Origin of the sequence: Mycolicibacterium hippocampi (assembly GCF_010723735.1) — a bacterium.
Taxonomy (GTDB): domain Bacteria; phylum Actinomycetota; class Actinomycetes; order Mycobacteriales; family Mycobacteriaceae; genus Mycobacterium; species Mycobacterium hippocampi.
Genome location: NZ_BLLB01000002.1, coordinates 122,028 through 146,596 on the forward strand (window position 1 = coordinate 122,028; position 24,569 = coordinate 146,596).

General features: G+C 64.8%; 27 protein-coding genes. 5 read left to right on the plus strand and 22 right to left on the minus strand.

All coding sequences use genetic code 11. The features are described from left to right. Nucleotides 1–3 precede the first annotated feature (3 nt). Both G6N53_RS01475 and G6N53_RS01480 read right to left on the minus strand, forming a co-directional pair. Nucleotides 4–858: an ABC transporter permease gene (locus G6N53_RS01475; RefSeq protein ID WP_371870786.1), complete on the minus strand. Its 855-nt coding sequence runs from the start codon at nucleotides 856–858 to the stop codon at nucleotides 4–6. Beyond that, nucleotides 855–1,613: an MlaE family ABC transporter permease gene (locus tag G6N53_RS01480; RefSeq protein ID WP_163895293.1), complete on the minus strand. Its 759-nt coding sequence runs from the start codon at nucleotides 1,611–1,613 to the stop codon at nucleotides 855–857. Before G6N53_RS01480 ends, G6N53_RS01475 begins: the two co-directional genes overlap by 4 nt. Nucleotides 1,614–1,976: 363 nt before the next feature. On the opposite strand from G6N53_RS01480, the gene G6N53_RS01485 reads away from it, so the two are divergent. The 3 genes from G6N53_RS01485 to G6N53_RS01495 are packed head-to-tail and all read left to right on the plus strand — an operon-like array spanning nucleotide 1,977 to nucleotide 3,799. Then, nucleotides 1,977–2,657, plus strand: coding sequence for an Rv1363c family protein (locus G6N53_RS01485; RefSeq protein ID WP_163886561.1), 681 nt, complete (start codon nucleotides 1,977–1,979; stop codon nucleotides 2,655–2,657). After that, nucleotides 2,638–3,261, plus strand: coding sequence for a hypothetical protein (locus G6N53_RS01490; RefSeq protein WP_163886562.1), 624 nt, complete (start codon nucleotides 2,638–2,640; stop codon nucleotides 3,259–3,261). The genes G6N53_RS01485 and G6N53_RS01490 overlap by 20 nt, the downstream gene beginning before the upstream one ends. A gap of 22 nt (nucleotides 3,262–3,283) precedes the next feature. Then, on the plus strand, nucleotides 3,284–3,799 hold the full coding sequence (locus G6N53_RS01495) for a CAP domain-containing protein (RefSeq protein ID WP_163886563.1): 516 nt from the start codon (nucleotides 3,284–3,286) through the stop codon (nucleotides 3,797–3,799). Between the two features lie 71 nt (nucleotides 3,800–3,870). On the opposite strand, the gene G6N53_RS01500 is transcribed toward G6N53_RS01495, so the two are convergent. The 13 genes from G6N53_RS01500 to G6N53_RS01560 form a co-directional block, all read right to left on the minus strand. Then, the gene (locus tag G6N53_RS01500) at nucleotides 3,871–4,926 is read right to left on the minus strand and encodes a DUF5671 domain-containing protein (protein WP_163886564.1); all 1,056 of its coding nucleotides are present in this window, start codon (nucleotides 4,924–4,926) and stop codon (nucleotides 3,871–3,873) included. Then, nucleotides 4,926–5,492 carry a TetR/AcrR family transcriptional regulator gene (locus G6N53_RS01505; RefSeq protein WP_163886565.1) on the minus strand — a complete coding sequence of 189 codons (567 nt, stop codon included), beginning with the start codon at nucleotides 5,490–5,492 and terminating at the stop codon, nucleotides 4,926–4,928. The genes G6N53_RS01500 and G6N53_RS01505 overlap by 1 nt, the downstream gene beginning before the upstream one ends. A 78-nt stretch (nucleotides 5,493–5,570) precedes the next feature. Continuing rightward, nucleotides 5,571–6,533, minus strand: a complete 963-nt coding sequence (locus G6N53_RS01510) for an esterase family protein (protein ID WP_163886566.1) — start codon at nucleotides 6,531–6,533, stop codon at nucleotides 5,571–5,573. Nucleotides 6,534–6,677: 144 nt separating this feature from the next. Continuing rightward, on the minus strand, nucleotides 6,678–6,884 hold the full coding sequence (locus tag G6N53_RS01515) for a hypothetical protein (RefSeq protein WP_237166323.1): 207 nt from the start codon (nucleotides 6,882–6,884) through the stop codon (nucleotides 6,678–6,680). Nucleotides 6,885–6,939: 55 nt separating this feature from the next. Continuing rightward, nucleotides 6,940–7,269: a putative quinol monooxygenase gene (locus tag G6N53_RS01520; protein ID WP_163886567.1), complete on the minus strand. Its 330-nt coding sequence runs from the start codon at nucleotides 7,267–7,269 to the stop codon at nucleotides 6,940–6,942. A 30-nt stretch (nucleotides 7,270–7,299) separates the two neighbouring features. Then, nucleotides 7,300–8,949: a chaperonin GroEL gene (gene groL / locus G6N53_RS01525; RefSeq protein WP_163886568.1), complete on the minus strand. Its 1,650-nt coding sequence runs from the start codon at nucleotides 8,947–8,949 to the stop codon at nucleotides 7,300–7,302. A gap of 40 nt (nucleotides 8,950–8,989) precedes the next feature. Further along, nucleotides 8,990–10,015 (minus strand): NAD(P)-dependent alcohol dehydrogenase, encoded by a 1,026-nt coding sequence (locus G6N53_RS01530; protein WP_163886569.1) that lies wholly within the window; start codon nucleotides 10,013–10,015, stop codon nucleotides 8,990–8,992. Then, the gene (locus G6N53_RS01535; RefSeq protein WP_163886570.1) at nucleotides 10,015–10,758 is read right to left on the minus strand and encodes an iron-sulfur cluster assembly protein; all 744 of its coding nucleotides are present in this window, start codon (nucleotides 10,756–10,758) and stop codon (nucleotides 10,015–10,017) included. Before G6N53_RS01535 ends, G6N53_RS01530 begins: the two co-directional genes overlap by 1 nt. Continuing rightward, on the minus strand, nucleotides 10,755–11,798 hold the full coding sequence (locus G6N53_RS01540) for an amidohydrolase family protein (RefSeq protein ID WP_163886571.1): 1,044 nt from the start codon (nucleotides 11,796–11,798) through the stop codon (nucleotides 10,755–10,757). The genes G6N53_RS01535 and G6N53_RS01540 overlap by 4 nt, the downstream gene beginning before the upstream one ends. Nucleotides 11,799–11,833: 35 nt before the next feature. Further along, nucleotides 11,834–12,175, minus strand: a complete 342-nt coding sequence (gene mimD, locus G6N53_RS01545) for a propane 2-monooxygenase effector subunit MimD (protein WP_163886572.1) — start codon at nucleotides 12,173–12,175, stop codon at nucleotides 11,834–11,836. After that, nucleotides 12,172–13,278: an aromatic/alkene monooxygenase hydroxylase subunit beta gene (locus G6N53_RS01550; RefSeq protein ID WP_163886573.1), complete on the minus strand. Its 1,107-nt coding sequence runs from the start codon at nucleotides 13,276–13,278 to the stop codon at nucleotides 12,172–12,174. The genes mimD and G6N53_RS01550 overlap by 4 nt, the downstream gene beginning before the upstream one ends. A gap of 19 nt (nucleotides 13,279–13,297) precedes the next feature. Next, on the minus strand, nucleotides 13,298–14,341 hold the full coding sequence (locus G6N53_RS01555; RefSeq protein WP_163886574.1) for a 2Fe-2S iron-sulfur cluster-binding protein: 1,044 nt from the start codon (nucleotides 14,339–14,341) through the stop codon (nucleotides 13,298–13,300). Between the two features lie 73 nt (nucleotides 14,342–14,414). After that, nucleotides 14,415–16,043 (minus strand): ferritin family protein, encoded by a 1,629-nt coding sequence (locus G6N53_RS01560; RefSeq protein WP_163886575.1) that lies wholly within the window; start codon nucleotides 16,041–16,043, stop codon nucleotides 14,415–14,417. Between the two features lie 247 nt (nucleotides 16,044–16,290). Here G6N53_RS01560 and G6N53_RS01565 point away from each other — a divergent pair, with 247 nt between their 5' ends. Continuing rightward, entirely contained in the window at nucleotides 16,291–18,042 is a 1,752-nt protein-coding gene (locus G6N53_RS01565; protein WP_163886576.1) for a sigma-54-dependent Fis family transcriptional regulator, read from the plus strand. Here G6N53_RS01565 and G6N53_RS01570 read toward each other — a convergent pair. Genes G6N53_RS01570 through G6N53_RS01580 form a run of 3 tightly spaced genes read right to left on the minus strand, consistent with a single transcriptional unit; the run spans nucleotide 18,039 to nucleotide 21,903 of the window. Then, the gene (locus G6N53_RS01570; RefSeq protein WP_163886577.1) at nucleotides 18,039–19,298 is read right to left on the minus strand and encodes an MFS transporter; all 1,260 of its coding nucleotides are present in this window, start codon (nucleotides 19,296–19,298) and stop codon (nucleotides 18,039–18,041) included. The genes G6N53_RS01565 and G6N53_RS01570 overlap by 4 nt on opposite strands. Next, nucleotides 19,298–20,563 carry an MFS transporter gene (locus G6N53_RS01575; protein WP_163886578.1) on the minus strand — a complete coding sequence of 422 codons (1,266 nt, stop codon included), beginning with the start codon at nucleotides 20,561–20,563 and terminating at the stop codon, nucleotides 19,298–19,300. Before G6N53_RS01575 ends, G6N53_RS01570 begins: the two co-directional genes overlap by 1 nt. Continuing rightward, nucleotides 20,560–21,903 carry an MBL fold metallo-hydrolase gene (locus tag G6N53_RS01580; RefSeq protein WP_163886579.1) on the minus strand — a complete coding sequence of 448 codons (1,344 nt, stop codon included), beginning with the start codon at nucleotides 21,901–21,903 and terminating at the stop codon, nucleotides 20,560–20,562. Before G6N53_RS01580 ends, G6N53_RS01575 begins: the two co-directional genes overlap by 4 nt. Nucleotides 21,904–21,970: 67 nt before the next feature. On the opposite strand from G6N53_RS01580, the gene G6N53_RS01585 reads away from it, so the two are divergent. Further along, on the plus strand, nucleotides 21,971–22,669 hold the full coding sequence (locus G6N53_RS01585) for an ArsR/SmtB family transcription factor (RefSeq protein ID WP_371870788.1): 699 nt from the start codon (nucleotides 21,971–21,973) through the stop codon (nucleotides 22,667–22,669). 18 nt (nucleotides 22,670–22,687) lie between these two features. On the opposite strand, the gene G6N53_RS01590 is transcribed toward G6N53_RS01585, so the two are convergent. From G6N53_RS01590 to G6N53_RS01605, 4 genes are all read right to left on the minus strand, one after another. Next, entirely contained in the window at nucleotides 22,688–23,008 is a 321-nt protein-coding gene (locus G6N53_RS01590; protein WP_163886580.1) for a DMT family transporter, read from the minus strand. A gap of 4 nt (nucleotides 23,009–23,012) precedes the next feature. Further along, nucleotides 23,013–23,366 (minus strand): DMT family transporter, encoded by a 354-nt coding sequence (locus tag G6N53_RS01595; protein ID WP_163886581.1) that lies wholly within the window; start codon nucleotides 23,364–23,366, stop codon nucleotides 23,013–23,015. A gap of 67 nt (nucleotides 23,367–23,433) precedes the next feature. Next, nucleotides 23,434–23,571, minus strand: coding sequence for a hypothetical protein (locus G6N53_RS01600; RefSeq protein WP_163886582.1), 138 nt, complete (start codon nucleotides 23,569–23,571; stop codon nucleotides 23,434–23,436). 10 nt (nucleotides 23,572–23,581) lie between these two features. Beyond that, complete coding sequence (locus G6N53_RS01605; RefSeq protein WP_163886583.1) at nucleotides 23,582–24,568, minus strand: LLM class F420-dependent oxidoreductase; 987 nt, start codon at nucleotides 24,566–24,568, stop codon at nucleotides 23,582–23,584. Nucleotide 24,569 lies beyond the last annotated feature (1 nt).

Below are 24,569 nucleotides of genomic sequence, written 5' to 3' on the forward strand. Positions count from 1 at the left end.
CACTTATCCGGAAAGATTGAAGTTGCCCGACTGCCCGTAGACGGACAGAGAGATGACGAGGGTGACAAACACGACGACGATCAGCGAGGCGCGGACTGCCCGCCCGACGGCTTCTCCGACCCCTGCGGGCCCGCCCGCCGCGGTGAACCCGTAATAGGTGTGGATGACCATCACGGCGACAGCCATGGCGAGGGCCTGCACAAAAGACCACACGAGGTCCATCGGGTTCAGGAATGTCTTGAAGTAGTGGTCGTATACACCTGTCGATTGGCCGTAGATGAATGTGGTGCCGACACGGGCGGCGATGAACGACATCAGTACGGCGACGCAGTAGAGCGGGATGACGACGATCATTCCTGCGAGCAGTCTGGTCGATGCCAGGTACGCGATGGAACGAACTCCCATCACCTCGAGTGCGTCGATCTCCTCGGCGATACGCATGGCGCCCAGCTGTGCGGTGGCACCCGCTCCGATGGTCGCCGCCAGGCCGATACCCGTGGTCAGTGGACCGATGATTCGAACGTTGAGATACGCGGATGTGAAGCCGGTGAGCGCCTCCACACCCACCCCTGCCAGCGTGTTGTAGCCCTGGACCGCGATGAGTGCACCGGTGGACAGGGTGAGGAAGCCGACGATCACGATGGTGCCCCCGACCACAGCCAGTGCGCCGGTGCCCAGGCTCATCTGGGCTATCTGGCGGGCAATCTCACCGCGATAGTGCAGGACGGCGTCACCGATCGACTTGATCGCCGTTCCGTAGAACTGGGTTTGGACCCCGATGCGGTTCCAGCCCGTGGTGAAGTCTTTGACGGCCCGATGCAACCTGGGCATCAGGGTGCTCGGAGCATTGCCGGTCACATCGTCGCCTTCACGCCGACTGCGGTCACGATGACGTTGATGACGAACAGCGCCATGAATGAGAGCACCACGGTCTCGTTCACCGCGGTTCCCACACCGGCGGGTCCGCCGCCGACGGAAATACCCTTGTAGCAACCGATCAGCGCGGCGACCAGACCGAACAAGGCCGCTTTGGCCAGCGAGATGATGATCTCGGGAAGTCCGGTGAAAAGCGTCATGCTCGCGACGAACGCCCCGGGCGTCACATTCTGAACGAAGACCGAGAAGAAGAAGCCACCGACGACACCCACCACGGCGACAACTGAGTTCAACAGCAGGGCAATGACCACCGTGGCGAGGACTCTCGGTACTACTAGAGCCTGCAACGGGTTGATTCCCATCACCCGCATCGCGTCGAGTTCTTCCCGGATGGTGCGCGCCCCCAGGTCGGCGCACATTGCGGTAGCTGCGGCGCCGGCGACCACGAGGACGGTGACCATGGGACCGATCTGCGTGACGGCGCCGAACGCAGCGCCCGCCCCGGAATAGTCCGCGGCACCGAACTCCACGAGCAGGATATTGAAGATGAACACCGACAGGACAGTGAACGGCAGTGCCAGCATGATCGTCGGCGCAATGGATACTCTCGCGACAAACCACATCTGGAAGATCAGCTCGCGCCATGCGAACGGCGGCTGCGGTGCGACTACCGCCGTGTCGATCGCGGTGGCAAAGAACCCGCCGACGGCCCGCATCTGTTTGGCAAACGCTTCCATGACTACTACCGACCGCTCCTCTCGAGTTCGAACAACGGTGGTTTGTTGCCGTGTTGGACTACGGTGACCATTAGGGCAGAGTCCAACACCGCCGGAGATGAGCAACAATCGCCGTCATTTCATATGGTGAGCACATGCTGCTGACACGTATTGGGTTGCCTACCCGTACTGCCCGGCGCGCTGGTTCCATCATTTGAAGACACCTACCTTGACGTGACGCAACACCTCACGAAGTGTCGTCGGGTAGTTGCAGCAAAGCCTCGCGTAGCCAGAAAACGAAGATCCCCCGAATGAGGTCGCCGGCCAGAATCCGGTTTCTCTCACTTCGGGTTCTTGAGGATGCTGCACCAGAAGGGAATCGGTATGGCCGCGGAGAGCGTGACCAAAGACCATGTGGACACGGGCGACCGCGACATCACCGCGGGTAACGCCGCGGCCAGCACCCAGGGGCCGATGAACCAGGTCCATACCCGCTCCGGAGAAGCCGAGCGGGAAAGCGTCTCCGATACCGAAATTGCCACTCATGTACACGAATCGGCTGGTGCTCCGAGCGCCGGTTCGCCCCGTGACACCACGCGAGTGGCAGTGACGTTCGGCCTGGCCGCCCTGCTGGCGTTGTCGTTGTTGGTCGGCTGGTTGGGTGTGCAGACCCATGCCGCAGTGCGCGATCAGAATCAACGAGATCAGTTTCTGGCGGCTGGACGTGACGGTGCGGTGAGTCTGACGACTATCAACCCGGACAATGCCGACGCCGAGGTGACGAAGATCCTCGAATCGTCGATCGGCCCATTCCGCGAGGATTTCGAGCAGCGCTCGGCCGGCTTCGTCGAGACCGTCAAACGTGCCCAATCCAGGACAGAAGGGACGGTCGTCGAAGCGGGATTGGAATCCGTCGACGGCGACCACGCCGATGTGCTGGTCGCGATATCGGTGAAGACGTGGCTTGCGGGGACCGAGGCGCCGGCAAGGCTGTGGCGGATGCGGATCAGCGTTCAGCGCGTGGGGTCAACGGAGAAGGTGTCCAATGTTCAGTACGTTCCGTAGCCGGGAGGCTCGTCTGTCCGAAGGGGGCGGCTTCGAGACAGACGAAGAGTCCGAGGACACAGCACCGCCGACTGACGATGGTACCGAAGCCATCGCAGACGTCGGCGCGGGCCGACGCCGCAAATCTGTGGCCCGCGTGCTGACTTTCGGTGTCCTGCCAGTCGCGCTCCTTCTACTGGCGACCGCGGCCGGATTCCTGAAATGGCAGGTGGTTTCGACACAGGCGGAACTCAAGGCAAGCAACGAGTCGGTGCGCGCAGCCAGCGCAGGGACCGTCGCACTGCTCACCTATGAACCTGCCTCCGTCGACACCGATCTGGTAGCGGCACGCGAGAATCTCACCGGGAGCTTTCTCGACGCATTCACCACGCTGACCGACGATGTCGTGATACCGGGAGCAAAACAGCAACGCATCTTCTCAACTGCCGCTGTTTCGGCAGCGGCTCCGATTTCAGCGACCGCTCACCACGCCGTCGTCATCGTCTTCGTCAATCAGACCACGACGGTCGCAGATGACCCACCCACAGAGACCGCATCCAGTGTCAAGGTCACGCTGGACAACGTCGACGGGCGCTGGCTCATCTCAGATTTCGCCCCCCTCTGATCGCACCGAGAGGTCAATGTCTATGCGACCGTATAGTTTCCCCGCACCTGTCCTTGCCCGATCGAGTGGGCCAGTGGCGCTGCTCGTCGCGCTGGCACTGGTGGCCGCAGTGACCGGCCCACCGCACAGCCATGCCGACAACAGCAGGCTCAACAAGGCCGTCGTTCAGATGGTCACCATCGTCCAGTATCGCGAAAGCTGTCCCACCGCGATCAAGATCAACCCCCAGCTGCAACTGGCAGCGCAGTGGCACACCATCGACGTGCTGAACCAACGCTGGCTCGACGGAGACGCGGGTTCAGACGGGTCATCGCCACAAGACCGCGCCACCGCAGCGGGGTACACCGGCGACGTCGAGCAGACCGTCGCGATCAATCCCGCGCTCGCAATCAGCGGGGTGGAGCTCATCAACCAGTGGTACGCGAACCCCAGATACCTCGCCACCATGCGCAACTGTGCGAACACGGAGATAGGTGTGTGGTCGGAGAATCGGCTTGACAGAACTGTGGTGGTCGCCGTCTACGGTCAACCCCTCTGATGTCGGGATCGGATGACCCTGGTCCGCGGCGACTGCGGGGTGGGTGAGCGCGGCCGGTCAGGCCGTCGGCCTCATCGTCTCTCCTTGTCGCCGGCTGTCAGCGTGAAGCACTGCGTGCCCGCGGCATGCGTCCAGATCGAGTCGGGCGGCAGGCCCTCACCCGAAGGTTGCGCAAAATCGGCGCAGAGTTCGAACGTCCTGTCGGTGCCCGGCGAGTAGCGGTAGGGCGCGCGGGTCGACGGGTCGTCGAGCGGAACTGGCGTCGGCAGCGCCGCACTCAACTCGCCGAGGCTCTCCGGCAACTCGGCGTTCTGCTCGTAAAAGCGGTCGACGCCGGCGGCGAGCGAACGCAGGTCCTCCACCCGCCGGTCGTCGATACGGCGGGACGCCTGCTCGGACGGCGGACCCATCAGCCACAGCCCCGCCCCCACCGCCGCCACACTCGCCAGCGCCGCGACGCCGAGGAACAGGGCCGGGACGGGCCGCCGTCCGCGTTCGGTGTCCCGGATGTCCCACAGGTAGTAGCCGAGGATCAACCCGGCGACGACCGCCACCACCAGCACCTTGAGCAGGAACCGTGCCGTGGTACCGCCGGCAAGCACATACGCCACGAGTGTCACGAAGTCGCCGATGATGACGGCTACCGCCACGAACATCGCGAGATAGGTGAACCAGCGGCGGATCGCCGACCCGCGCCCGGCCGGATCTTGATCGAGAGACCGGGCGACGAGCCACGAGGCGATGAGGAACACCGGGAAGGCGATGATGACGCGCGCCACCGCCCACAGCACACCGGGCACCCAGGTGTCGGGACTGACCGGCACCGCTGCCGGATCGTAGAACAGGTAGTCGACCAGCGTGAAGAAGAGTCCCACCACCGAGAACGCGGTGATGCCGAGCGCGGTGAAGAGCACGAGGTAGCGGAACGCCTCCACCGCCGAGACGTGCGGTACGGGCCGGGGAACGGGAACCGGGAACTCAACCTCGGCGAAGCTCGCCATGGCCTTGTTCACCTGCTCGGGCTGCCAGCCGGCTTCGTGAAGCGCCTGCTCAACGTCCGGGCGGGGTATGCCGCGCTGGAGGGCCTCGCGAACGAAGCGGGTGAGTTCGTCTGTCCGCGCAGCCATCAGGCACCGATCAATTCGGGTGCGCCGTCCAGATACCGGGCCAGTGACAGCCGCAGCGCCCGAACCCGGTGGCCTGCGTCGAACTCCAGCAATGCGGCCTCGGCAGTCATGCCGACCCACAGCTGTGCTGCCGGGTAGGGGTCGGGCCAGTCCATCGCGGCGAAGTCCGGCTCACACAGGTGTGCGGTGTCCCGGTTGCGCCGGCGGACCTCGGCGGCGGTGACGGGCTCGGCGCGGGCCTCCAGCAGCAGCGCGCGCACGCCGTACTCGCGAAGACAGGCGTCCAGGTAGGTGCGGCTCGCTCTCAGCAGCCGCTCGGCCCCCGGTGGATAGGTGTCCATCACGCCGCGGGTCTCGTCGAGGATGCGATCGTGGAAATCGCGGTGCAACGCCAGCAGATATGCTGCGCGGTCCGGAAAGTGATGGAAGAACGCGCCTTTGGAGACGCCCGCCTCCTCGACGATGCGATTGATGCTCAGACCGGACAGGCCGGTGTCCTTCGACACCCGAACACCGGCGTCCAGTAGTGACAGCCGGGTCCGCGCCGCCGATTCCTGCCTGGTCATGCCACATGGTACCGCGACGACCAGCGCGCGACGACCACCGTGCGGTCGGGTGTAATCGGTTGCCCGAGAACCCATTCGCTAGATCACAGCTCCGAGGACCCGTTGCAGGTCCGGCTTCATCTGCAGCAATTGCTGGCCCCAGTATCCCCAGCTGTGGGTGCCGTCATGGGGAAAGTTGAACACGCCGTTGCGCCCGCCGGCGGCCAGATAGCGCTCCTGGAACGTGCGGCTGGTTCGGCCCAGGAACTTCTCCAGGAACTGCGCGGCGGCCAGGTTCCCGACGCTGGCGTCGGCGTCGAAGTCCGACGCCGCTCCGGTGCCGGAGTAGATCCAGATCCGGGTGTGGTTGGCGACGAGCTTCGCGACGTTGACGGTCGGGTCGTTGTGCTGCCACGCCGGGTCGCTGGACGGACCCCACATGCTTTCGGCGTTGAAGCCACCGGCATCCTTCATCGCGATGCCGATCAGCGTCGGCCACCACCCTTCTGACGGGTTCAGCGCCGCCGAAAGCGCTCCGGCGTAGACGAACTGCGTCGGGTGCCAGATCGCCAGGGAGAGCGCGGAGGATCCGGCCATCGACAATCCGACAACGGCGCTCCCGGTGGCGGATACGGATCTGTTCACGGACAACCACGCCGGCAGCTCGCGCGTCAGGAACGTCTCCCACTTGTAGGTGTAGGCCTGCCCGTTCCCGTCGGAGGGCTCATACCAGTCGGTGTAGAAGCTGGACTGGCCACCGACCGGCATCACCAACGACAGACCCGAGCCCTCGTACCACTCGAACGCGGGGGTGTTGATGTCCCATCCGCTGAAGTCGTCCTGGGCGCGCATCCCGTCGAGCAGATAGACCGCCCGCGGCCCGCCGTACTGGAACTGGACGCGGATATCGCGTCCCATCGCCGACGACGGCACATCGAGATACTCGACCGGCAGGCCCGGTCGCGAGAACGCGTCGGCAGGTCCCGCTCCCCCGACGACGACCCCGGCGCCGAAGAGCACCGCCACCACCGCCGCCACCACGGACACTCGTCGCCTCACCATCACCACACACCTTTCACATACCGGTCGGTCGGTCGGTGAAATGAATGTACCGCACTTCCCGATGTTCGGTGTGCTCAGTTCCCGCGGCGGTGCAACAGCAGGATGGGGACGGCAAGAGTCGGGGTGGTCGCCTCGGCGGATCGATCACGGCATCCGACTGGCGGCCTCCATCAGGCGCCGACCGCACACATCCGTCAGGCATTGCCGCAGCGATTCGTTTGCTGTCACGTAGCGGTCCGTAAGGGCTTGCAGACGTTCGAAGTACTGATTCTCGCTCCAGCCGAACAGGACGAAGATGTCTTCTGCGCTGGCACCGCCAAAAGCGGCCCAGCGAACGCCGAGGTCCAACACCTCCCTGTCGATACCGGGCAGCGAAGGGCCGCCGCGACGTCGCGTGTCCGTGCTGCTATCCGGGGGCAATCTCGAGCTCCCCCATCAGGGACCAGTCGTCACCGTTGATCTCGGTATGGATGATCTTGGGCGTTCGGGTGAGGGCAGGTCGCATGGCTTCGAGACCTTGGCGAAAGTGCTCGGACTTGACATGCTCGACGCCGGCCTCCTGGTCTCTGAACGCCTCGACGAGAACATACTCGTTCGGGTCATCGAGGCTGTGCGCCCATTCGAACCAGAGGTTTCCCGGCTCCGCTCGCGTTGCGGCGGTGAAAGCCTTTGTCAGTGACGGCCACCGGTCCCGGTGCGCGGGGTCGACCTGGAACTTCACCACGATGAATATCACGACTGCTCCAATCAGACTGCTGTAGCGGGTTCAGTAGATGTTCGACGGCCGGACCATGCCCTCGGCGAGATCACCGAAACCAGGCGCCATGATCGCGCCGGGTTGTCCGTAGACCTCCTCCACTACCGCAGTCTCGGTGGTGATGAGCAGGGCGGCGATGGATGCCGCGCTCTCCAACGCGGCGCGCGTCACCTTGAAGGGGTCGATGATGCCTTCGTCGAACATGTCACCGTATTCGCCTGTGAGCGCATTGAATCCGTGTCCCAAGGGAAGGTCGGCGACGATGTCGACGACGTCGTCGCCCTCGAAACCCGCGTTGATCGCGATCCACCGCAGCGGCTCGGCCAGCGCCCGGCGCACGACGTCACGACCGGTCGCCTCGTCACCGACTAGCTCCAAGGTGTCCAGCGCCCGGTGCGCCTGCGCCAGTGCGGTGCCACCGCCGGAGACGATCCCCGCTTCGAGTGCGGCCCTGGTCGCGGCGAGTGCGTCTTCGACACGAAGCATCCGCTCCTTGAGTTCCACACTGGTCGCTCCTCCGACGCGGATGACCGCGACGCGTCCGGTGAGCCGGGCAATGCGCAGATCGAGGCTGTCCTGATCGGCGTCGAGCTTCGCCCGCTCACGCTGCGCCTCCAATTGGGCGACGCGGGCGTCGACGAAGTTCTGCTGACCGTGCGGCCCGACGATGGTGGTGGCGTTCTCCGTCGCGGTGAGACGGTCGCAAGAACCCAGGTGCGCCAGCTCGATCTCGGTCAACTCGATGCCGGTGTCCTTGGCGATGACGTGCCCGCCCAGTGCGACGGCGAGATCTTCGAGTTCGGCCACGCGTCGATGACCGAAGCCGGGGGCGCGCACCACCACCGACTGCATGGTCTTGTGCATGTTCCCGCCGACGAGCAGTTGCAGCGCCGGGCCGTCGACGTCCTCAGCTACCACCAGCAGCGGACGGTCCGCACGCTTGGCCACCTCGATGGTGGGCATGATCTCCTGAACCTGGGTGATCTTCTTGTTGGTCAGCAGGATCAGCGGGGTGTCGAGCACGGCTTCCATGCGTTCGGGATCGGTGACCATGTAGCCGGAGATGTACCCGTGGTCGAACTCGATCCCGTCGACGACGTCGACCGCCATTCCGAGGGTGTCGCTCTCCTCGGTGGTGACGACACCCGACTTCCCGACGTGATCGACAGCGCGGGCGATGACGTCGCCGATCGAGTCGTCGTCGCTGGCCGCCAGGGCGGCGATACGGCGAAGGTCGTCACTGCCGCTGACATTCACACTGTGGTTGCGCACCGACTCGACCACGACGGGAATGGTGCGCTCGATACCGCGCCGCACGCGCATCGGGTTGGCGCCCGCATCGACGGCGCGCAGACCCTCGCGGACCATCGCCTGTGCCAGCACGGTCGCGGTCGTGGTGCCGTCGCCGACCACCCCGTTGGTCTTCATCGCCACTTCCTTCACCAGCTGGGCGCCCATGTTGGCGAACGGATCCCGCAGTTGGATCTCCCTCGCGATCGTGACGCCGTCGTTGGTGATGGTCGGGGGGCCCGTCAGCTTCTCCAAGATGGCGTTGCGCCCCTTCGGGCCGAGAGTGACCTTCACCGCATCGGCGAGTGCGTTCACACCCTGTTCGAGACGTGCGCGGGCATCGGAGTTGAACCGCAGTTCTTTGGCCATGGCCGTATATCCTTTCGGGGCGTGCTGGTAACGAAGGGTGTCAGGGGACGAGAATCGCGCGTCCGCGGACGTTGCCGTTGTCCAGATCGGTGATAGCGGACTGGAAGTCGTCCAGGGCGTACTTCTGGGTGTGCAGGTTGACCGCGCCGCGGGCGGCGAGCGCCATCAGGTCACACAGGTCGTTGTAGGACCCCACCAGGTTCCCGATGAAGTTGATCTCGGTGGAGATGACGTCGATCGTCGGCACGTTGATGTTTTCGCCGTAGCCGACCACCTGATAGTCACCAGCCCTGCGCAGCATGGCGATCCCTTCGCGGGTGGCGCCACCTTCGCCGACGAAGTCGACCACGGTCTCCGCGCCGTGACCACCGGTGAGGTCGAGCACCTGCTCGACCTGGTTTCCGTCGGCGATGACACCGCGGTCGGCACCGATCGCTTCGGCGAGCTTGAGCGCTTCGGGGTTGCGGTCGACGACGATGATTTCGGCCGGTGACAGCGCCTTGAGCACCTGAATGCCGATGTGGCCCAGCCCTCCCGCGCCGATGACGACCACGCGGTCGCGGGGGGTCAGCCTACGGGCTGCCTTGGCGGCGGCGTGATAGGCGGTCAGGCCCGCATCGGCCAGGGCGGCGACGTCGGACGGCTCCAGGGAATCGTCGATCTTCACCACGCTGCGCGCGGAGGTCTTCAGATACTCCGCATATCCGCCATTGGTGTCGATACCCGGAAAGGCGTTGGCCTCGCAGTGCACGTCGTCACCCGAGCGGCAGGCCCGGCACAGTCCGCAGGTGATCAGCGGATGGACGATCACCTTGTCGCCCTCGGCGACATTGGTCACCGCTGAACCGACCGCCTGTACCCAGCCCGCGTTCTCGTGTCCGATCGTGTACGGCAGCTGAACTTGGGATTTCTCCGCCCACTGCCCTTCGAGGATGTGCAGATCGGTCCGGCATACCCCGGCCCCGCCGATCTTGACCACGACGTCGAAGGGCCCTGTCGGCGTCGGAACGGGAACCTCCGCCATCTCAAGATTCTGGTGGTAGCCCACCACCTGCACAGCTTTCATCACACACTCCTTCGGGTTCTGATGTTCGTAACGACAGGGACGGCACCCGCGGGTTCGTCATCGGCGTAACGGGTGGCCAGCAATCCCCGACAGAAGTGCGAATTACCCTCCATCGAGATGCGTACCGACTTGGCGAACCGCAAACGCAGCGGAACCGACCCGGGCGGAATCGCCTTGCCGTCGTCGTCGACGAGGACCCGGCTGTTCGGACAGTTGCTCAACCCAATGGCGAACCGGCGGCGCAACAGCGCAACCTTCGGCTTACCCTCGGGCAGATCGCGCAGCAGGAGGCGCCCGATCTGGTCGACGTCCATCGGCGTCTGTCGCAACAGCGACCCGATCGCCCGCTCCATCGCCGCGGCATGCGCCTTGCGCCAGAACATATCTCGCAGACCATCAAGACTCTCTTCCGCCTCCACACCGAAGGTGCCCAGGTATCCGGCGTCAGCAGCGAGCCCGGAGTTGATCTTGTCGCTGTCGTGATGATCGTCGAGCAGTACCCGGACCTGCCCCACCTCAGCCAACGCCCGCAGTGCGTCCAGCGCGTCGGAGGCCATCAGGTAGGCGAAGTTCGGTGAGCAGAATGCTGTGGGAAGCCGCAGGTGGACGGTGACTCCCTCATCGTCGATGAACACCGATCGCACGAAGCCCAGATCGGTGATCGGCTCGTCGAGTTCGGGATCAGTCACCGTCGCTAGCGCGTCGAGGATCTCCGTTTCGACGGAAAGTACTGCAGTGCTCATAACGACACGCTCTCCTTGGCGCCGGCGGCGACCTCCACCGTGTCCTGCCCGGGTGTCGGCAACCGCAGCTCGGCGGGCACATCGATGTCGTACAACGACGCGGCGTTGAGGCCGAGGACCTTTCGTTTCTGCTCTACCGTGATTGGTGCGTACTCACCCTGCATGTCATCAGGGATCTGGAAATCAACGAATCTCTCGATCAACCACTTCGGAGTCCACAATGCGTAGTCGCTGGAGAACAAAATCTTGTCCTCACCGATCCAGTACAGCAGTTCACCGATGATCTGCGCGAAATAGCGGGGGCGGGTGTGGATGAAGGGAATAGCCACGGCCAGACCGCCGTAGACGTTGGACTCCTGGGTAGCGATCCAGCAGAAGTCCTCCAAGCGGGGTAACCCGACGTGCTCGACGACGAAGTTCAACTCCAGGTAGTCGGTGGCAACCTTGTCGATGTCGGCGACGTCGAAGGCATCCCGATCCAGCGGCCGGATCGTGGGGCCCTTGTGCACGTGAATGTTCTTGATGCCCAGCTTGACGCACTCTTCGAGGTAGCGCCTCGACCAATGTTCGTCGAGCTTGTAACCGCGCGAGTCACCGTGCCACTCGGCGGTGTAGAGCTTGACACCTTGCAGCTTCATCCGGTCGGCGTCGCGACGCAATTGCTCCAGGCCGGCTTCCCCGTAGCGGGGATCGTAGGCGTGGTTGTAGGTCAGCTTTCCGGGGTGGCGCTGAGTCAGTGCGAACGCTTCCTCGGTTTGACCGAAGCCGTTGACGTAGAAGTCGCTGAGCAGCGTGGCCTGGAAGATCGCGTGATCGACGTAGCCGTCGACGAACAGGTCCTTCATCAGCCGGTCGCCGCCGTAGTAGGTATAGGTGTCGTAATCCCACACCTCGTCTTCGGGGCTGAGATTCTTGTGATAGTCGTAGAAGCAGTCGATGAACTGCCTGCCGTGCACGTTCTTCTGGTTCGAGGCGCGCCCGTCCCACAGGTGAACGTGTCCGTCGACGATGAAGTACTGCTGGCCGTCTTTTTCATACATGGCGAAGTCCTTGCTCTATGGGCTGTGTGGAATTGCTACTGCGCAGTGAGGTCGAAGCCGATGTACTCGGCGGCGTCCTCGGGGCTGGCGAACAGCATCGTCTTGTCGTCGAGATGCACCATGCGGCCGTAGTGCGTCGAGCTGATCTCTTCGAAGATGGAGCCGTCGAACTCCTCACCGAGGGCTTGCGAGAGTTCGTCGTAGTCGAAGCTCAGCAGGCGCACGCCGTCGACGCGGATCATCGACGGGTATTCGGTGAGTTCGACGCCCTCCTTGGCCCCCATCACCTCGGCGACGACCCGACCGATCGGTGTGTTCATCAGTGTGACACCGCACATGTTGGAGAACTCGGTGGCTGATCCGAATTGCATCGTCATTTGTTCAACTCCTCGGGGACGTCGAGATCGATTTCTTCAAGCAGAGCTGACAACTTCGCGACCGCCGCGTCCAGGCTGGACGCGAACGTGACGGCTTTGTCGGCCGGAGCCGACCAGATCGGTTGCAGGGCACGGGCGGCGTCCAGGCAACGTGGCACCCACACGCTCATCCACTCCCCGAACAGAGCCTTGTTGGCCTCGCCGTGCTCGGGATCGCGCGCCAGCAACCGGAAGAGGTTACGGGTGTAGTTGAGGTCGCGGTCGTAGTCGTGTTCGCCGGTCCCGACGATCGTCGGGGTGATGTAGTCGCCGTTGCGGGCGGCGATCTGCATGACCAATTCGCTGCGGAACAGCGCCCCCACCAATTGCTCGAACACGATGTTCGTGGCGAACAGCAGCTGGCACCAATCCCCCACGGCGGTCAGTTCTTCGACGACCTTGCGAGTCGGCTGCCATTCCGGCGCTTCCTGCCACACCGCCTTGTGGGCGGTGCCGTCGAACGCCTCGGTGGCCTCGGACAGGTCCAGGTTGAACAACGCGAGGTCCTGGGCGAAGCGCATCTTGTGGGCGGCATTGACCGCGACTGCGGTGTTGATCATGTTGGTCGGCCCGGACCGCTGGATCGACGTGAAGACGTGCAGCGCCAACCCGTTCTCGGCGTGCATCCACGCGCCGACGTTGCGTTCGATGAACGTCAACCAGGCCGAGTTCCACCCGTCGTAAACCCGGGCCCGCTTGGCGTTCTTCAGGCACAGTTCGACCTGCCGCACGACGGCGGAGTTGTTGCGGAAGATCGTCTGGTTCCACTCCTCGTTGGGATCGAGGAAGGCGTGCCAGTTGGATGACTCAGCCGCCGTCCAATCCTTCGGGTAGCCACCGGGACCGTCACCGAAGCCGTAGATCCAGCCCTGGGTGAGGTGCCGATCCGGATCGGGTTGCACGTCGACGGTGACGTCTTCGTACATCGTCGCGCGCAGCTTCGCCGGCTTGAAGTAGGAGTAGCTGCGGCTCTTGGAACTCGGGAACACGAGCGCACCGGCTTCGGAGTCGGTGAACTCGATCTTCGGGAAGCTGCGTTCCTTGGGCTTCTCAGGGGCGGACATGTGATTCCTTTCGGGCGGGCTAATCGAACAGGGGGCTGGTGAAGCTGTCGTAGAAAACCTGGTCCTTGGGCACGGAGTTGGCATCGAGCAAAGCCAGCGCGGCGTCGACCATCGGCGGCGGACCGCACAGGTACACCTCGGTCTTCGCGATCGCGGCCTCGTGACGCGCGACGACGTCGGTGACCATGCCGTCCACCACGGTGACCGCGTCGGGCACGGTCCCGCCGTCGGACTCCGACAGGCAGGCGATGAACTGGAAGTCGGTCAATCCCTCTCCCAACTCCAGGATTTCGTCGAGATAGAACAGATCGGCCGCGGTGCGGGCGCCGTAGTAGAACCTCGCGGGCCGGGTGTTCTCGGTCTCGTTCATGTGCCGAAGAAGCGACAGGATGGGTGCCATCCCTGCGCCGCCGCCGATGCACACGACGGGAAGGACGTGACCTTTCTTCAAGGTGAAAGATCCGTAGGGACCGGTCAGCGCGATCTCGTCGCCGACTTTGATCTGACCGTCGAGCAGTGCGGAGAACTTGCCGCCTGGGTACTTCTTGATCAGGAATTCGACTTGGTCGGTGGACGACTGGGTGGTCGCCATCGAGAACGACCGGTGCTCCTCGGTGCCCGGGATGTGCAGGTCGGCATACTGACCGGGTTTGAAATCGAACTTGCCGGGGTCGATCGGCTTCAGCCGCAGGGACACGATGTCGCGGGTCTTGGGTTCGACCGCCAGCACCTCGGTGCGGACATCCTGGATCGGGATACCGCCGAGAAGTTCGTCCTCGTCGAAGTTCAGCAGTTCGATGGTGCAGTCGCTGAACGCATGCGATCGGCACAGCAGAACGAAGCCGTCGTCGACCTCGGCGTCGTTGCACGCGAAGGTGGAGTAGTTCTCCATCTGGATCTCGCCGTCGAGGACATAGGACTTGCACGCGGAGCAGCGGCCTTCGCGGCAGCCGTGCATGAGGTGGATGCCCTGGCGGAACGCGGCATCGAGGATGTTCTCGTCCTCGCCGACCTCGATCTCGATGTCGACGGGCTCGAAATTGATGCGGTGGATGTCAGCCACTGTGAGCTCCTGAGTTTGGTGATTTCGGCGTGATTTCGACCGGTGAGCGGCCGAAATCACGCCGAAATCGCTACTAGACGGGGACGCCGCCGGCCCGGTAGGCCGCGACATGGGCGTCGCGCTCGGCGTCGGACATCTGGTTCAGCAGCACGTTCGGGCTGTTGAACGTGTTGCCGCGGACGTCGTCGAGGGTCCACATCTTCGACGGATCCAGATTCAGGTGCGGCTGACCGACAAGCGTCTTGCCGTCGTCGCGGACATAACCGAGGTCGCTGACGATGTCGGCGAGATCCTTGCCGTGGTGCAATGTCTCCCACTCACGGAAGCCGGTGAGCCTGCCCATGTTCGGCGTCGGCCTGCCCTCGTATTCATCGCGGAAGGCGACTGAGTCGGTCCAGTGGCAGGTCTCCGAGCAGTAGGTCCGCCACTGGCCGTCGACCTTGTCGACGACCATGTCCTCGCGGATGAGCGCCGGCACCATGCACGTCCAGCAACGATGCGGGTACTGGTACCCGACCTCCTCGAACGCGATGGGCTTGTTGCGGCCCGGGTACGCGAGCCGGTTGTAGGCCTCCCACCACTTGCCGTACTTCGAGTACCAACCCGGGTACTTGCTCTCGAACCACTCGAAGTCGGTGTCGGTCATGGTGTCGATACGCCAGTAGTTGACCGGCCAGCCGGTGGCGAAGAACCGCGCGACCTCGTGCACGTAGCCCTTCTCGGTGATGCGCTTCCACGCCTCTTCGACGAGGTCATGCGGGATGGTCAGGCCGTACTTCTCCAGTGGCAGCAGGTAGCTGCGGTAGTAGTCGTCGTAGATCCAGCGCCGCCACATCTCGGCGTAGCTTTCCCGGTCCTTACGGCGGTCTTTGGTGCCGTACTCGATGAAGGTGCCGATCGCTGCGTCCACCACGCAGTGGTTGTTCCACCAGGCGTAGCGCAGGTCCCGCTCCAGCAGCGGCCGGTTGCGTTCGTCGGCCAATGCCATCAGCAGGATCGAGTAGCCGTTGGAGATGTGCCGGGACTCGTCGGACTGCACCGAGTGGAACACTGTCGGCAGCAGGTAATCGCCATTGGCCGCCGCCTCGTCGGGCATTGCGACAAACAGTGTGTTGGTGAACGCTGTTTCGGCGACCACCGTCAGGTAGATGTTGGCGGCGGTGATGGCGTCACCGGTGATGAAGCCCTCACCGAACTGCCGGCCGATGGTGCCCGCGTAGTTGTTCGCGAACGCCTTCTCGGTCATGTCGAAGCCGGCGGGGTCGATGTAGTTGTTCATGTACAGCTTCTTGAGGTTCATCTGGATCGTCGAATGACGGACCTCGTCGATCATCTGCACCGCCAGCCCGTTGTGGATCTCCGGGTTGGGCACGGCGTCGATGGCCATCGGCATCGCCCTGGCTGCCGAGATCTCGGGAAAGGGAATGATCGACAGGAAAAGCTTCTGCCATTCCAACCAGCGCTGCTGCACTTGCCGGAACATGTTGCCGCGGATGGCACCGTCCATTGCGCCGTAGACGCGGTTGTCCTTCTCCTCCTCCATCGGAAAGTAGGACCGCATGATCTGCTTCAGCGGGTCCTTTTTGGGTGCCTTCTCGAACGTGTAGTCGGTCCCGAACCGGGTTGCGGGAGTCGCGAACGTCGGTTCCCAGGTCAGTTCACTGATCTTCGCGTGCGCCTTGGTCAGGCTTTGTCTACTCAACTCGAGCCTCCTGATAGATGGGCCATTCATCCGACCGGGCCGGCGGACGAGGTTTGAGGGGCGATGCGCTACCGATGTAACTCTGTGACACGGCTCATATGCGTCTCAGTCTGAGACGAGGGTCACAGTTGGTAGCAGCCGGAACTCGCCTGGCGCGGGGGACGGGGATTCTCAAATTGAGACGCCGCGGTCGGCGCGGGTGCCTAGGCTGCCAGTTGCAGCCGTTGAGGACCGAGGTAGCGCCACCATGGTCAAAGATGCCGACACAGCCGTCGGAACCAAGCGCGCGAGAGAGCAGTTCCTCGCCGCGGGTGCGCTGAGCACCGATGCCGTCGCACCCAGCGTGCTCAATTCGTGGCTTCGGTCACGCGACCTGCACATACACCCCGATCGCGTCGATTTGCCCTACCTGCGCGACCCGGACACAGACACTCCCCTCACCCACGCTGCCGCGCCGGTGCTTCGCCGGATTGCGGAGGATCTCTCTGAACAGGCCGTGAGCGTCGTCCTCACCTCGGCTGACGGCTTGGTACTCGACCGCATCGCTCCAGACGCCAAGATCGAGCGCATTCTCGACGACGTCCGGCTCGCCAAGGGGTACAGCTACGCAGAGGAGTTCGCGGGCACAAACGGCATCGGTACCGCCCTGGAGACCGGCCAACCAACGTTCATCCAAGGCAGCGAGCACTACATAGGGGCGCTTGGACGCCTGGCGTGCGCAGGTTCGCCCATTCGCGAACCCGTCACCCGGCGCATCCTGGGCGTGATCGACTTGACCTGTTGGGCACGGCAGGCCGATCCGCTGCTCTTCGTGCTCGCCAAGAGTGCGGGCAGCCAGATCGAGGACCGCATCCGCGCGATGAACAACGCGACCGAGACCGCGCTACTCGACGCCTACCTCAAGCAGAGCCGCCGCTACCCCGCAGGCGTGCTCGCGATCGGTGGTGATGTCGTCTTGATGAACCCCTACCTCCGCCAGGCACTGGACGCCGGGGACCAGACCGCCCTGCTGGATCATGCCGCCGAGATGACGCGGACGTCGTTGACGGTGACTACCGTAGCCACCTTGCCCAGCAGCGCGTCGGTGAAGATATCGACCGCCGAGCGCATCGCGGTCGGCGTACGCAGTGACAGCATGGTTTTTCACGTATCGCTGCATGTCACCGAGAGAGCCCCGGCGCGCGGAGGCCAACCCATCCCGCGGCTCGCAGGGCGCAGCAGTTCGTTTCGCCGCAGCTGCCAGCAGGTCGAACGCTGTTACCGTGACCGCGAATGGGTGGTGATCGAAGGCGAACGTGGTTCTGGCAGAACGCGGATTGGCCAATCTGTCGCACAGTTCGTCACACCGGAACGTCCCGTTCGGATCCTGCGCGCAGAATCCTTCTGTTCCGCAGACGATTTTGTTGCCGAACTCGAAGCCGAGACGGACTGCACCGACTTTGCGGTCATCATCGCCAACGTCGACGAGCTCGCCGACGACGTGCTCGAGCCGCTGGCGGCCGTCATGCAGGCCCGGGCCGGACGCGGCTGGATCGCTGCCACAACCGGCGCAGAACGGAACTCACCCTTGGTGGACATGCTCGTCCTGCCATTCTTCACCCACACCGTGACGGTCCCTGCGTTGCGTCACCGAATCGAGGACCTCGAGGAGCTTGTTCCGATGATGCTCAAAGAGTTGACGCGTGGCGAGGCCAAGATGGACGCCGACGCGATGCGACAGCTGAGCAAGCTGCCGTGGCCCGGCAACATTGCTCAATTGCGCAGCGTGCTGACCGAAACCGTTGCCCAGCAGCGTTCGGGGACCATCGGCATCGACAAGCTGCCCGCTGAGTGCCATTCGGTAAGCCGTCGCAAGCTCACCCGATTGGAGGCCATGGAACGCGATGCCATCGTGCGTAGCCTCTCGGAGAACTACGGCAACAAGGCCGACGCTGCCGAGGCCCTGGGAATGTCCCGCGCCACCATCTACCGCAAGATCAAGGACTTCGGTATCGCCTAGTTCCCGCGGCGGTGCAACAGCAGGATGGGGACGATCGTCGCGGCGGCCACAGCGCCGATCACCGCGAGCGTGGGAAAGCTCGTCTGAGCGACGACGAAGCCGGAGCCCAAGCCGCCCGCCGCACCGGCGACGGCGATGAACAGGTCGACGGTGCCCTGGGTTTTCGCGCGACCGGCCACTGCGGTGGCGTTGGTGATCGCGGTGGTGCCCGCGATCAGCCCCAGGCTCCAGCCGAACCCGAGCAGCGCCAGCGCCACCGCGAGCGCGGCGATCGAATCCGGCGGGGCGAAGCCGGCCAGCGCGCCTGCGGCGATCAGCGTGACGGCGGCGAGCCCAGCGGTGAGGGCCGCGCCGTACCGGTCGACGAGGTAGCCGGAGATCGGCGAGGGCAGGTACATCGCAGCGACGTGGATCGAGATCACCAGCCCGGCGGCGGCGAGATCGTGGTTGTGGTGCTGCATGTAGACCGGCGTCATGGTCATGACGGCGACCATGACGAGCTGGGTGATCATCATCACCGCCGCCCCGGCGAGCACTACCGGGTTCCACGACGAAGTTCTCTCGGCGGGCTCGTCGACCACCGTGGTTGCGGGGGCCGACGAGAGCTCGGCAGCCAGTTGTAAAGGGTCGGGCCGCAACAGGATCCAGATGATGACGCCTGCGGCCCCGTAGGCGACGGCGGCGAGCAGGAACGGGCCGGCCAGCCGCGGAACCCCGATCGCGTCCGCGAGGTCGCCGAGAACGCCGACGAGGTTGGGGCCGATGACCGCACCCACCGTGGTCGCGACGAGCACGGTGCTGATCGCACGGGCGCGGCGGTCGTGGTGGGCGAGATCCGCACCGGCGTAGCGGGCCTGCAGATTGGTGGCGGTGCCGGCGCCGTAGACGAACAGCGCGGCGAACAACAACGAGATGTTGTCGATGACGGCGGCGACGACGATACCGACGCTGCCGAGCGCTCCGGTGAGGTAGCCGGTCGCCAGACCGATACGACGGCCGAAACGTTGAGACAGTTGCCCGACGCCCGCCGCCGCGGCGGCCGACCCGATGGTGAACAGCGCGCTCGGGACCCCGGCCATGCCGGTGGAGCCAAACATCTCCTGGGCCAGCAGCGCTCCCACGGTGACGCCGGCGGCCAGTCCCGCGCCGCTGAAGATCTGAGCGGCCACCAGCACGCGCAGAGTGCGCTTCTGGACCGCGTCGAGCTGCGCGCTCTTGGCGGCGAGCTGGGTCGATGTGGGTTGCTGCGGGTCCATCATGGGGCGGTGAGGTCTTCGCGCTCGGTGATCCAGTAGGCGGCCAACAACCCCGACAGTGCCGTCAGGACGGCGGCGACGATCACAGTGGCGTTGAGATCGAACGCGTCGGCGACCACCCCGGCGATGAGGGCCCCTGCGGCGTAGCCGATATCGCGCCAGAATCGGTATGTGCCCATGGCGTTCGCCCGCCAGGCGGGATGGGCGTGATCTGAGATCGAGGCGATCAGCGCAGGATAGACCATGGCGGTGCCGATGCCCAGAGCGACAGCGGAGGTGACACCCGCCAGCAGGGGCCAGGCCAGAAGCGTCAGGGCGAGCACAAATCCGGACGCCTGGACCAACATACCGGTGACGATGAGAGGCTTGCGGCCGATGCGGTCCGCCAGATGGCCGGTCGGAATCTGCCCCAACCCCCACAGCAGTGGGTAGATGCCCTTGATCAGTCCGACAGCGGCAAGTCCCAGCCCGTATTCGGTGAACAGCAGCGGGAACACGCCCCAGGTGAGGCCGTCGTTGAGATTGTTGACCAGCCCAGCCTGGCTGGCCCCGCGCAGGCTGCGATCCTTCCACGTGGTGCGGCGGAATATCGCCCAAAAGCCGTTCTTTTCACCGGGTTCCGTAGCCGCGTGCTGGGCCAGCTCCAGCTCGAGATGGGAGGCGGTATCGCGAACCACCAGGGACAGTCCGAGGCCTGCGGCGACGAACACCACGCCGATCAACTCGGGCACGGGTCGCAATCCGTAGGAAGTGGCGAGGTATCCGGTGAGCAGGGCGGTGGCACCGACGGCGACGTAGCCTGCTGCCTCATTGAGTCCGGTGGCCAGGCCCCGGCGGGAGGGCCCTACCAGATCGATCTTCATGTTGACCGTCATCGACCAGGCCAGGCCCTGGTTGAGCCCGAGCAACACGTTTGCGGCGATGATCCACCACCATGATGGCGCCCACGCCAGCATGAAGGGCACCGGCACCCCAAGTGCCCACCCCGCCAGCAACAGTTGTTTGCGGGAGAACCGCATGGTCAGAGCTCCGGCGGCAAGGTTGGTCAATGCCTTGCTGATTCCGAAGGCGATGATGAACGAGAACACGGCCAGGTCATTGGTCAGACCGAACACCTCGGTGCCGATCAGTGGCACGGTCGTGCGTTCCAAACCGACCAGACCGCCGACACAGACGTTCACGATCACCAGAAGCGTGAACTGCAGCCAGTTTTCGCGGAGCCCGAGGCGAACCGGGCGTCCCCGGCGGTCGGGAACGGTGGTCACCGCGGCGCTGCGACGAAGTCGTCGGGTCCGCCGTCCAGCACGGCGAGGTCGGAGCGTCCGTGGCGTTGCAGCACGCTTGCCGCGGTCATCGCCCGCTCCCCGTGCCCACAGGCCACGACCACACCATCTGGAACCTCGTCGACACGCTCGGCGATCGAGCCCAACTCGACATGCAGCGCCCCGGGAACGTGGCCCGACTCGTATTCAGCGTCCTGACGGACGTCCAGGTACGGGCGGCCGGCGAGGCGATCCGCGGTGGCGAACGTCAGCCGATTCGTAGTCCGCCCAGCCGCCTGCCAGGAAGCCATTCCGCCGGACAGCCGACCGACCAGTCGCTCGTAGCCGATCTTGTAGGCCTGCCAACCGATTTCGGAGAGGTCCTGGCTTTCTTCGGCGACGAACGCCAACGGTGTGTCCGCATCGACCAGCCAGCCCAACCAGGTGGCGAACTGGTCGCGCAGCGGGATCGAAAGCGATCCCGGGATATGCCCACCGGCGAACGCAGCCGCCGGTCGGACATCGACGACCACGCCGCCCTCGACACATAACCGATCGAGGTGTCCGAGGCTCAGGTCGGCCAGATGGGGGCTGTCGAGCAGGACGGAAGGACCTCTGCGATTGATTTCGCCCAGACGCCGGAAGTAGTCGGGGTAGCTCCCCAGACTGCCCACCAGCTCTGCGACAAAGGTGTCTTCATCGGGCGTCGTCATCAGCGGGTTGCTCTGAATCTGGTCGCCGATCGTGGAAACCCGTTCGGCCCCTGGGGGCGCTGAGCAGAACGAGCCGGCGCCGTGCGTCGGCCAGACCGCCACCTCGGCGGGCAGCGTCGCCAACCGACGCAGTGATCGGTACTGCGCCCGCGTGAGTTCGTCGGTGCGGTGCGCCCCGAGCAGATCGGTGCGCGCCGCCGATCCCACGATCAGCGATCCTCCGGTGAACACCCCCAGTTCGCGGTCTCCATCTGCCAACACGAACGCCACGTGTTCGTCGGTGTGACCGGGGGTGGCCCATGCCCGCAGCACCAACCCGCCCAGGTCGATCTCGTCGCCGTCGTCCATACCGGTGTGCTCGAAGGATCGGTGACCGCCGGCGGAGGCGAGGATCTGCGCGCCCGAATCGTGGTGCAGCTGCACCGCTCCCGACAGGAAATCGGCGTGCAGATGGGTGTCGGCGGCATAGGCCACCGTGAGCCCGCGTTGGTCGGCTGCTCTGCACATGGTGCGGAGATCGCGGCTGGCATCCACCGCCAGCGCACGACCACCACCGAGGTCGACCAGGTAGGCGCTGTTGCCCAGCCCCTCGTCGACCAGCGGGATCAGGTGCTCATCGGTGAAGGCCATCGCGTCCTCCTCACGCTGTGTCGGACCGGTGCGCGGCCACGCTCAGGCTCCTAAGGTACATTAATCCATGGAAAGGTGGAATATGGCGCGGATGGGTTCGATGGACAGGTCACCGGCGAAGACGAGGCTCTACGACGCGTTCGCCGCGAGCGGCAAAGCACTGGCCAACGCCAGTCGACTCGAGTTGTTGGACCTGCTCGGCCAGGGTGAACGCACCGTCGACGCGCTCGCCAGGGCGGCCAGGCTGAACCTGACCACCGCGTCAGCGCATCTGCAAATCCTGAAAGCGGCCGGCTTCGTCACGACCCGTCGCGACGGCGTGCGGATCTACTATCGCCTCGCCGGTGAGGACGTCGCCCAATTGTTCGTGCTGCTGCGCAAGGTCGCCGAAGCGCACCAGGCAGAGGTCCCCGCCGCCCGTGACGACTATCTGCTGGCGGGGGGCGCCGACCTGGGAGCGCTGCACCGCGACGAGTTGGTCGGCCGGTTGAGCGAGGACAGCACGGTGGTTCTGGATGTGCGGCCACGCGAGGAGTACGAGTCCGGACACATCCCCGGCGCCGTGTCGATCCCCGTCGACGAACTCGCCCGGAGGATCGACGAGCTGCCCGGCGACAGGGAGATCGTCGTGTACTGCCGGGGCGAATACTGCGTCTTCGCCTATGACGCGGTCCGGTTACTCACCGATCACGGTCGCCGCGCGATTCGGCTCAACGACGGAATGCTCGAATGGCGGCTGGCAGATCTGCCCGTCGCCGCCGGATGACCTTGGCGGAGTGCGATGTCAATGTCCGGCACCGATCTCGATGAGCAGGACGCCGACCACGATGAAACCGATGCCGCCGAGCATCCGGCGGGTCAGCGGCTCGTCGAACAGGAACCGGGAGGCGACGGCCGTGATCGCCACCCCCGCGGCAGCCCAGATGCCGTAGGCGATCCCCAGCGGCATGCCGTGCCGCAGAGAACCGAGCAGCATCGTGAAGGCGAGCACGTAGCCGACCGCGACCGCGGCGTAGAGCCGGGGCCGGCCGTTGGCCGCGGTCCGCAGCGTCAGCGTGGCGGCGACCTCCGAGGCGATCGCACCCAGCAACAGCAGGTACTGCATCCGGTCAGCTACCCGCTGCGGAGGCATCAGCGTTGGACCGCTGCACATGTGTCCCGGTCTCGACCAGCAGCACGCCGGCGATGATGCACACCAGGCCCAGGCCCATCGCCACGGTGAAGGCCTCGCCGAAGAACAGCGCCGACAGGCACGCCACGAGCGCGACGCCCGTCGCCGCCCAGATGCCGTACGCAACGCCGACACCCATACCGCGCTTGAGCACGGCCGTCAGGAAGACAAAAGACGCCAGGTATCCCACCACGACCACGACATAGAGCGGTGCGACGGTGGCCGAGCCCTTGAGCGCCAGCGTCGCCGCCACCTCGCACAGGATCGCGCAGCCCAGATAGAGCCAGGTCATGGGGTGCCCTTTCAGACGTGCGCGACCTTCGACTCAGCGCGCCCAGACGAGGGTATGCGAGACCGACTCAGTCGGTCGGCTCGCCGGCATCCTCGTCGACGTCGGGGGTGTCCTTGCGGTCGTCGCCGTCGGCCTGCTTGGCCTTGGCGTTCTTGGAGGAGGCCGAACCTTCTTCGTCGTCGTAGATTCCTCTACCGCGGGTCATCGAGTTCCTCTCACTGCGAAGCGCTTCGGAGCTTGTCCAGTAGCGGGCCCGCCGCCTCCTCGAGGAACAGATCTTGACTCTCGCCGCCGACCTGCACCATCGCGATGTCGGTGAAACCCGCCTCCCAGTACTTTCGCACTGATTCGACGATCGCGTCCAGGTCGGGACCGCACGGGATGGACTCGGCGACGTCTTCATGGCGGACGAACTGCGTGGCACCGTCGAACCCGGCCGTGGTCGGCAGATCCGAGTTCACGGCCCAGCCGCCGGCGAACCACCGGAACTGGTCGTGTGCGCGGGCCACGGCGACGTCACGGTCGGGGTCCCAGCAGATCGGGATCTGGCCGATGACCCGGACATCGCCCGGGAGGCCGGTGGCCCGTCGGGTGTCATGCCAGGAGTCGACGAGGGATTTGTCGGGCTGGACCGCGATCAGGTGGTCGGCCAGCGGGGCGAACTCCTCGATGGAGCGATCACCGGACACCGCCGCCGCGATCGCCACCGGGATCTCGGGAACGTCCCACAACCGCGCGGAGTCCACCTCGAAGTACTCGCCCTTCCAGTCCACCATCTCGCCGCTCATCAACTCGCGGATGATGTGAATGGCCTCGCGCAACATGTCGTGGCGGCGAGCGACCGTCGGCCAGCCCTTGCCGACCACGTGCTCGTTGAGGTTCTCCCCGCTACCCAGCCCCAGGGTGAACCGGCCGTCGGCGAGGATCTGCAGCGTCGCCGCCTTCTGCGCGACGATCGCGGGATGGTAACGGATCGTCGGGCAGGTGACATAGGTCATCAACTCGACCCGCTCGGTGGCGTGGGCGACTGCTCCGAGCATCGACCAGGCGTACGGAGCGTGGCCCTGCGACGACAACCACGGGAAGTAGTGGTCGCTGGACACTTCGAAGTCGAAACCGACATCTTCTGCCGAAACTGCATAGCGGACAAGATCTTTGGGACCGCTCTGCTCGGTCATCAGGGTATAGCCGAAACGCGTCATG

What these genes read in the sequence shown, in the direction of transcription:
- G6N53_RS01480 (WP_163895293.1), bottom strand. Translation starts at nt 1,613, where the DNA reads ATGGAAGCGTTTGCCAAACAGATGCGGGCCGTCGGCGGGTTCTTTGCC.
- G6N53_RS01485 (WP_163886561.1), top strand. Translation starts at nt 1,977, where the DNA reads ATGGCCGCGGAGAGCGTGACCAAAGACCATGTGGACACGGGCGACCGC.
- G6N53_RS01490 (WP_163886562.1), top strand. Translation starts at nt 2,638, where the DNA reads ATGTTCAGTACGTTCCGTAGCCGGGAGGCTCGTCTGTCCGAAGGGGGC.
- G6N53_RS01495 (WP_163886563.1), top strand. Translation starts at nt 3,284, where the DNA reads ATGCGACCGTATAGTTTCCCCGCACCTGTCCTTGCCCGATCGAGTGGG.
- G6N53_RS01500 (WP_163886564.1), bottom strand. Translation starts at nt 4,926, where the DNA reads ATGGCTGCGCGGACAGACGAACTCACCCGCTTCGTTCGCGAGGCCCTC.
- G6N53_RS01505 (WP_163886565.1), bottom strand. Translation starts at nt 5,492, where the DNA reads ATGACCAGGCAGGAATCGGCGGCGCGGACCCGGCTGTCACTACTGGAC.
- G6N53_RS01510 (WP_163886566.1), bottom strand. Translation starts at nt 6,533, where the DNA reads ATGGTGAGGCGACGAGTGTCCGTGGTGGCGGCGGTGGTGGCGGTGCTC.
- groL (WP_163886568.1), bottom strand. Translation starts at nt 8,949, where the DNA reads ATGGCCAAAGAACTGCGGTTCAACTCCGATGCCCGCGCACGTCTCGAA.
- G6N53_RS01530 (WP_163886569.1), bottom strand. Translation starts at nt 10,015, where the DNA reads ATGAAAGCTGTGCAGGTGGTGGGCTACCACCAGAATCTTGAGATGGCG.
- G6N53_RS01535 (WP_163886570.1), bottom strand. Translation starts at nt 10,758, where the DNA reads ATGAGCACTGCAGTACTTTCCGTCGAAACGGAGATCCTCGACGCGCTA.
- G6N53_RS01540 (WP_163886571.1), bottom strand. Translation starts at nt 11,798, where the DNA reads ATGTATGAAAAAGACGGCCAGCAGTACTTCATCGTCGACGGACACGTT.
- mimD (WP_163886572.1), bottom strand. Translation starts at nt 12,175, where the DNA reads ATGACGATGCAATTCGGATCAGCCACCGAGTTCTCCAACATGTGCGGT.
- G6N53_RS01550 (WP_163886573.1), bottom strand. Translation starts at nt 13,278, where the DNA reads ATGTCCGCCCCTGAGAAGCCCAAGGAACGCAGCTTCCCGAAGATCGAG.
- G6N53_RS01565 (WP_163886576.1), top strand. Translation starts at nt 16,291, where the DNA reads ATGGTCAAAGATGCCGACACAGCCGTCGGAACCAAGCGCGCGAGAGAG.
- G6N53_RS01570 (WP_163886577.1), bottom strand. Translation starts at nt 19,298, where the DNA reads ATGGACCCGCAGCAACCCACATCGACCCAGCTCGCCGCCAAGAGCGCG.
- G6N53_RS01580 (WP_163886579.1), bottom strand. Translation starts at nt 21,903, where the DNA reads ATGGCCTTCACCGATGAGCACCTGATCCCGCTGGTCGACGAGGGGCTG.
- G6N53_RS01585 (WP_371870788.1), top strand. Translation starts at nt 21,971, where the DNA reads ATGGAAAGGTGGAATATGGCGCGGATGGGTTCGATGGACAGGTCACCG.
- G6N53_RS01590 (WP_163886580.1), bottom strand. Translation starts at nt 23,008, where the DNA reads ATGCAGTACCTGCTGTTGCTGGGTGCGATCGCCTCGGAGGTCGCCGCC.
- G6N53_RS01595 (WP_163886581.1), bottom strand. Translation starts at nt 23,366, where the DNA reads ATGACCTGGCTCTATCTGGGCTGCGCGATCCTGTGCGAGGTGGCGGCG.
- G6N53_RS01600 (WP_163886582.1), bottom strand. Translation starts at nt 23,571, where the DNA reads ATGACCCGCGGTAGAGGAATCTACGACGACGAAGAAGGTTCGGCCTCC.
- G6N53_RS01605 (WP_163886583.1), bottom strand. Translation starts at nt 24,568, where the DNA reads ATGACGCGTTTCGGCTATACCCTGATGACCGAGCAGAGCGGTCCCAAA.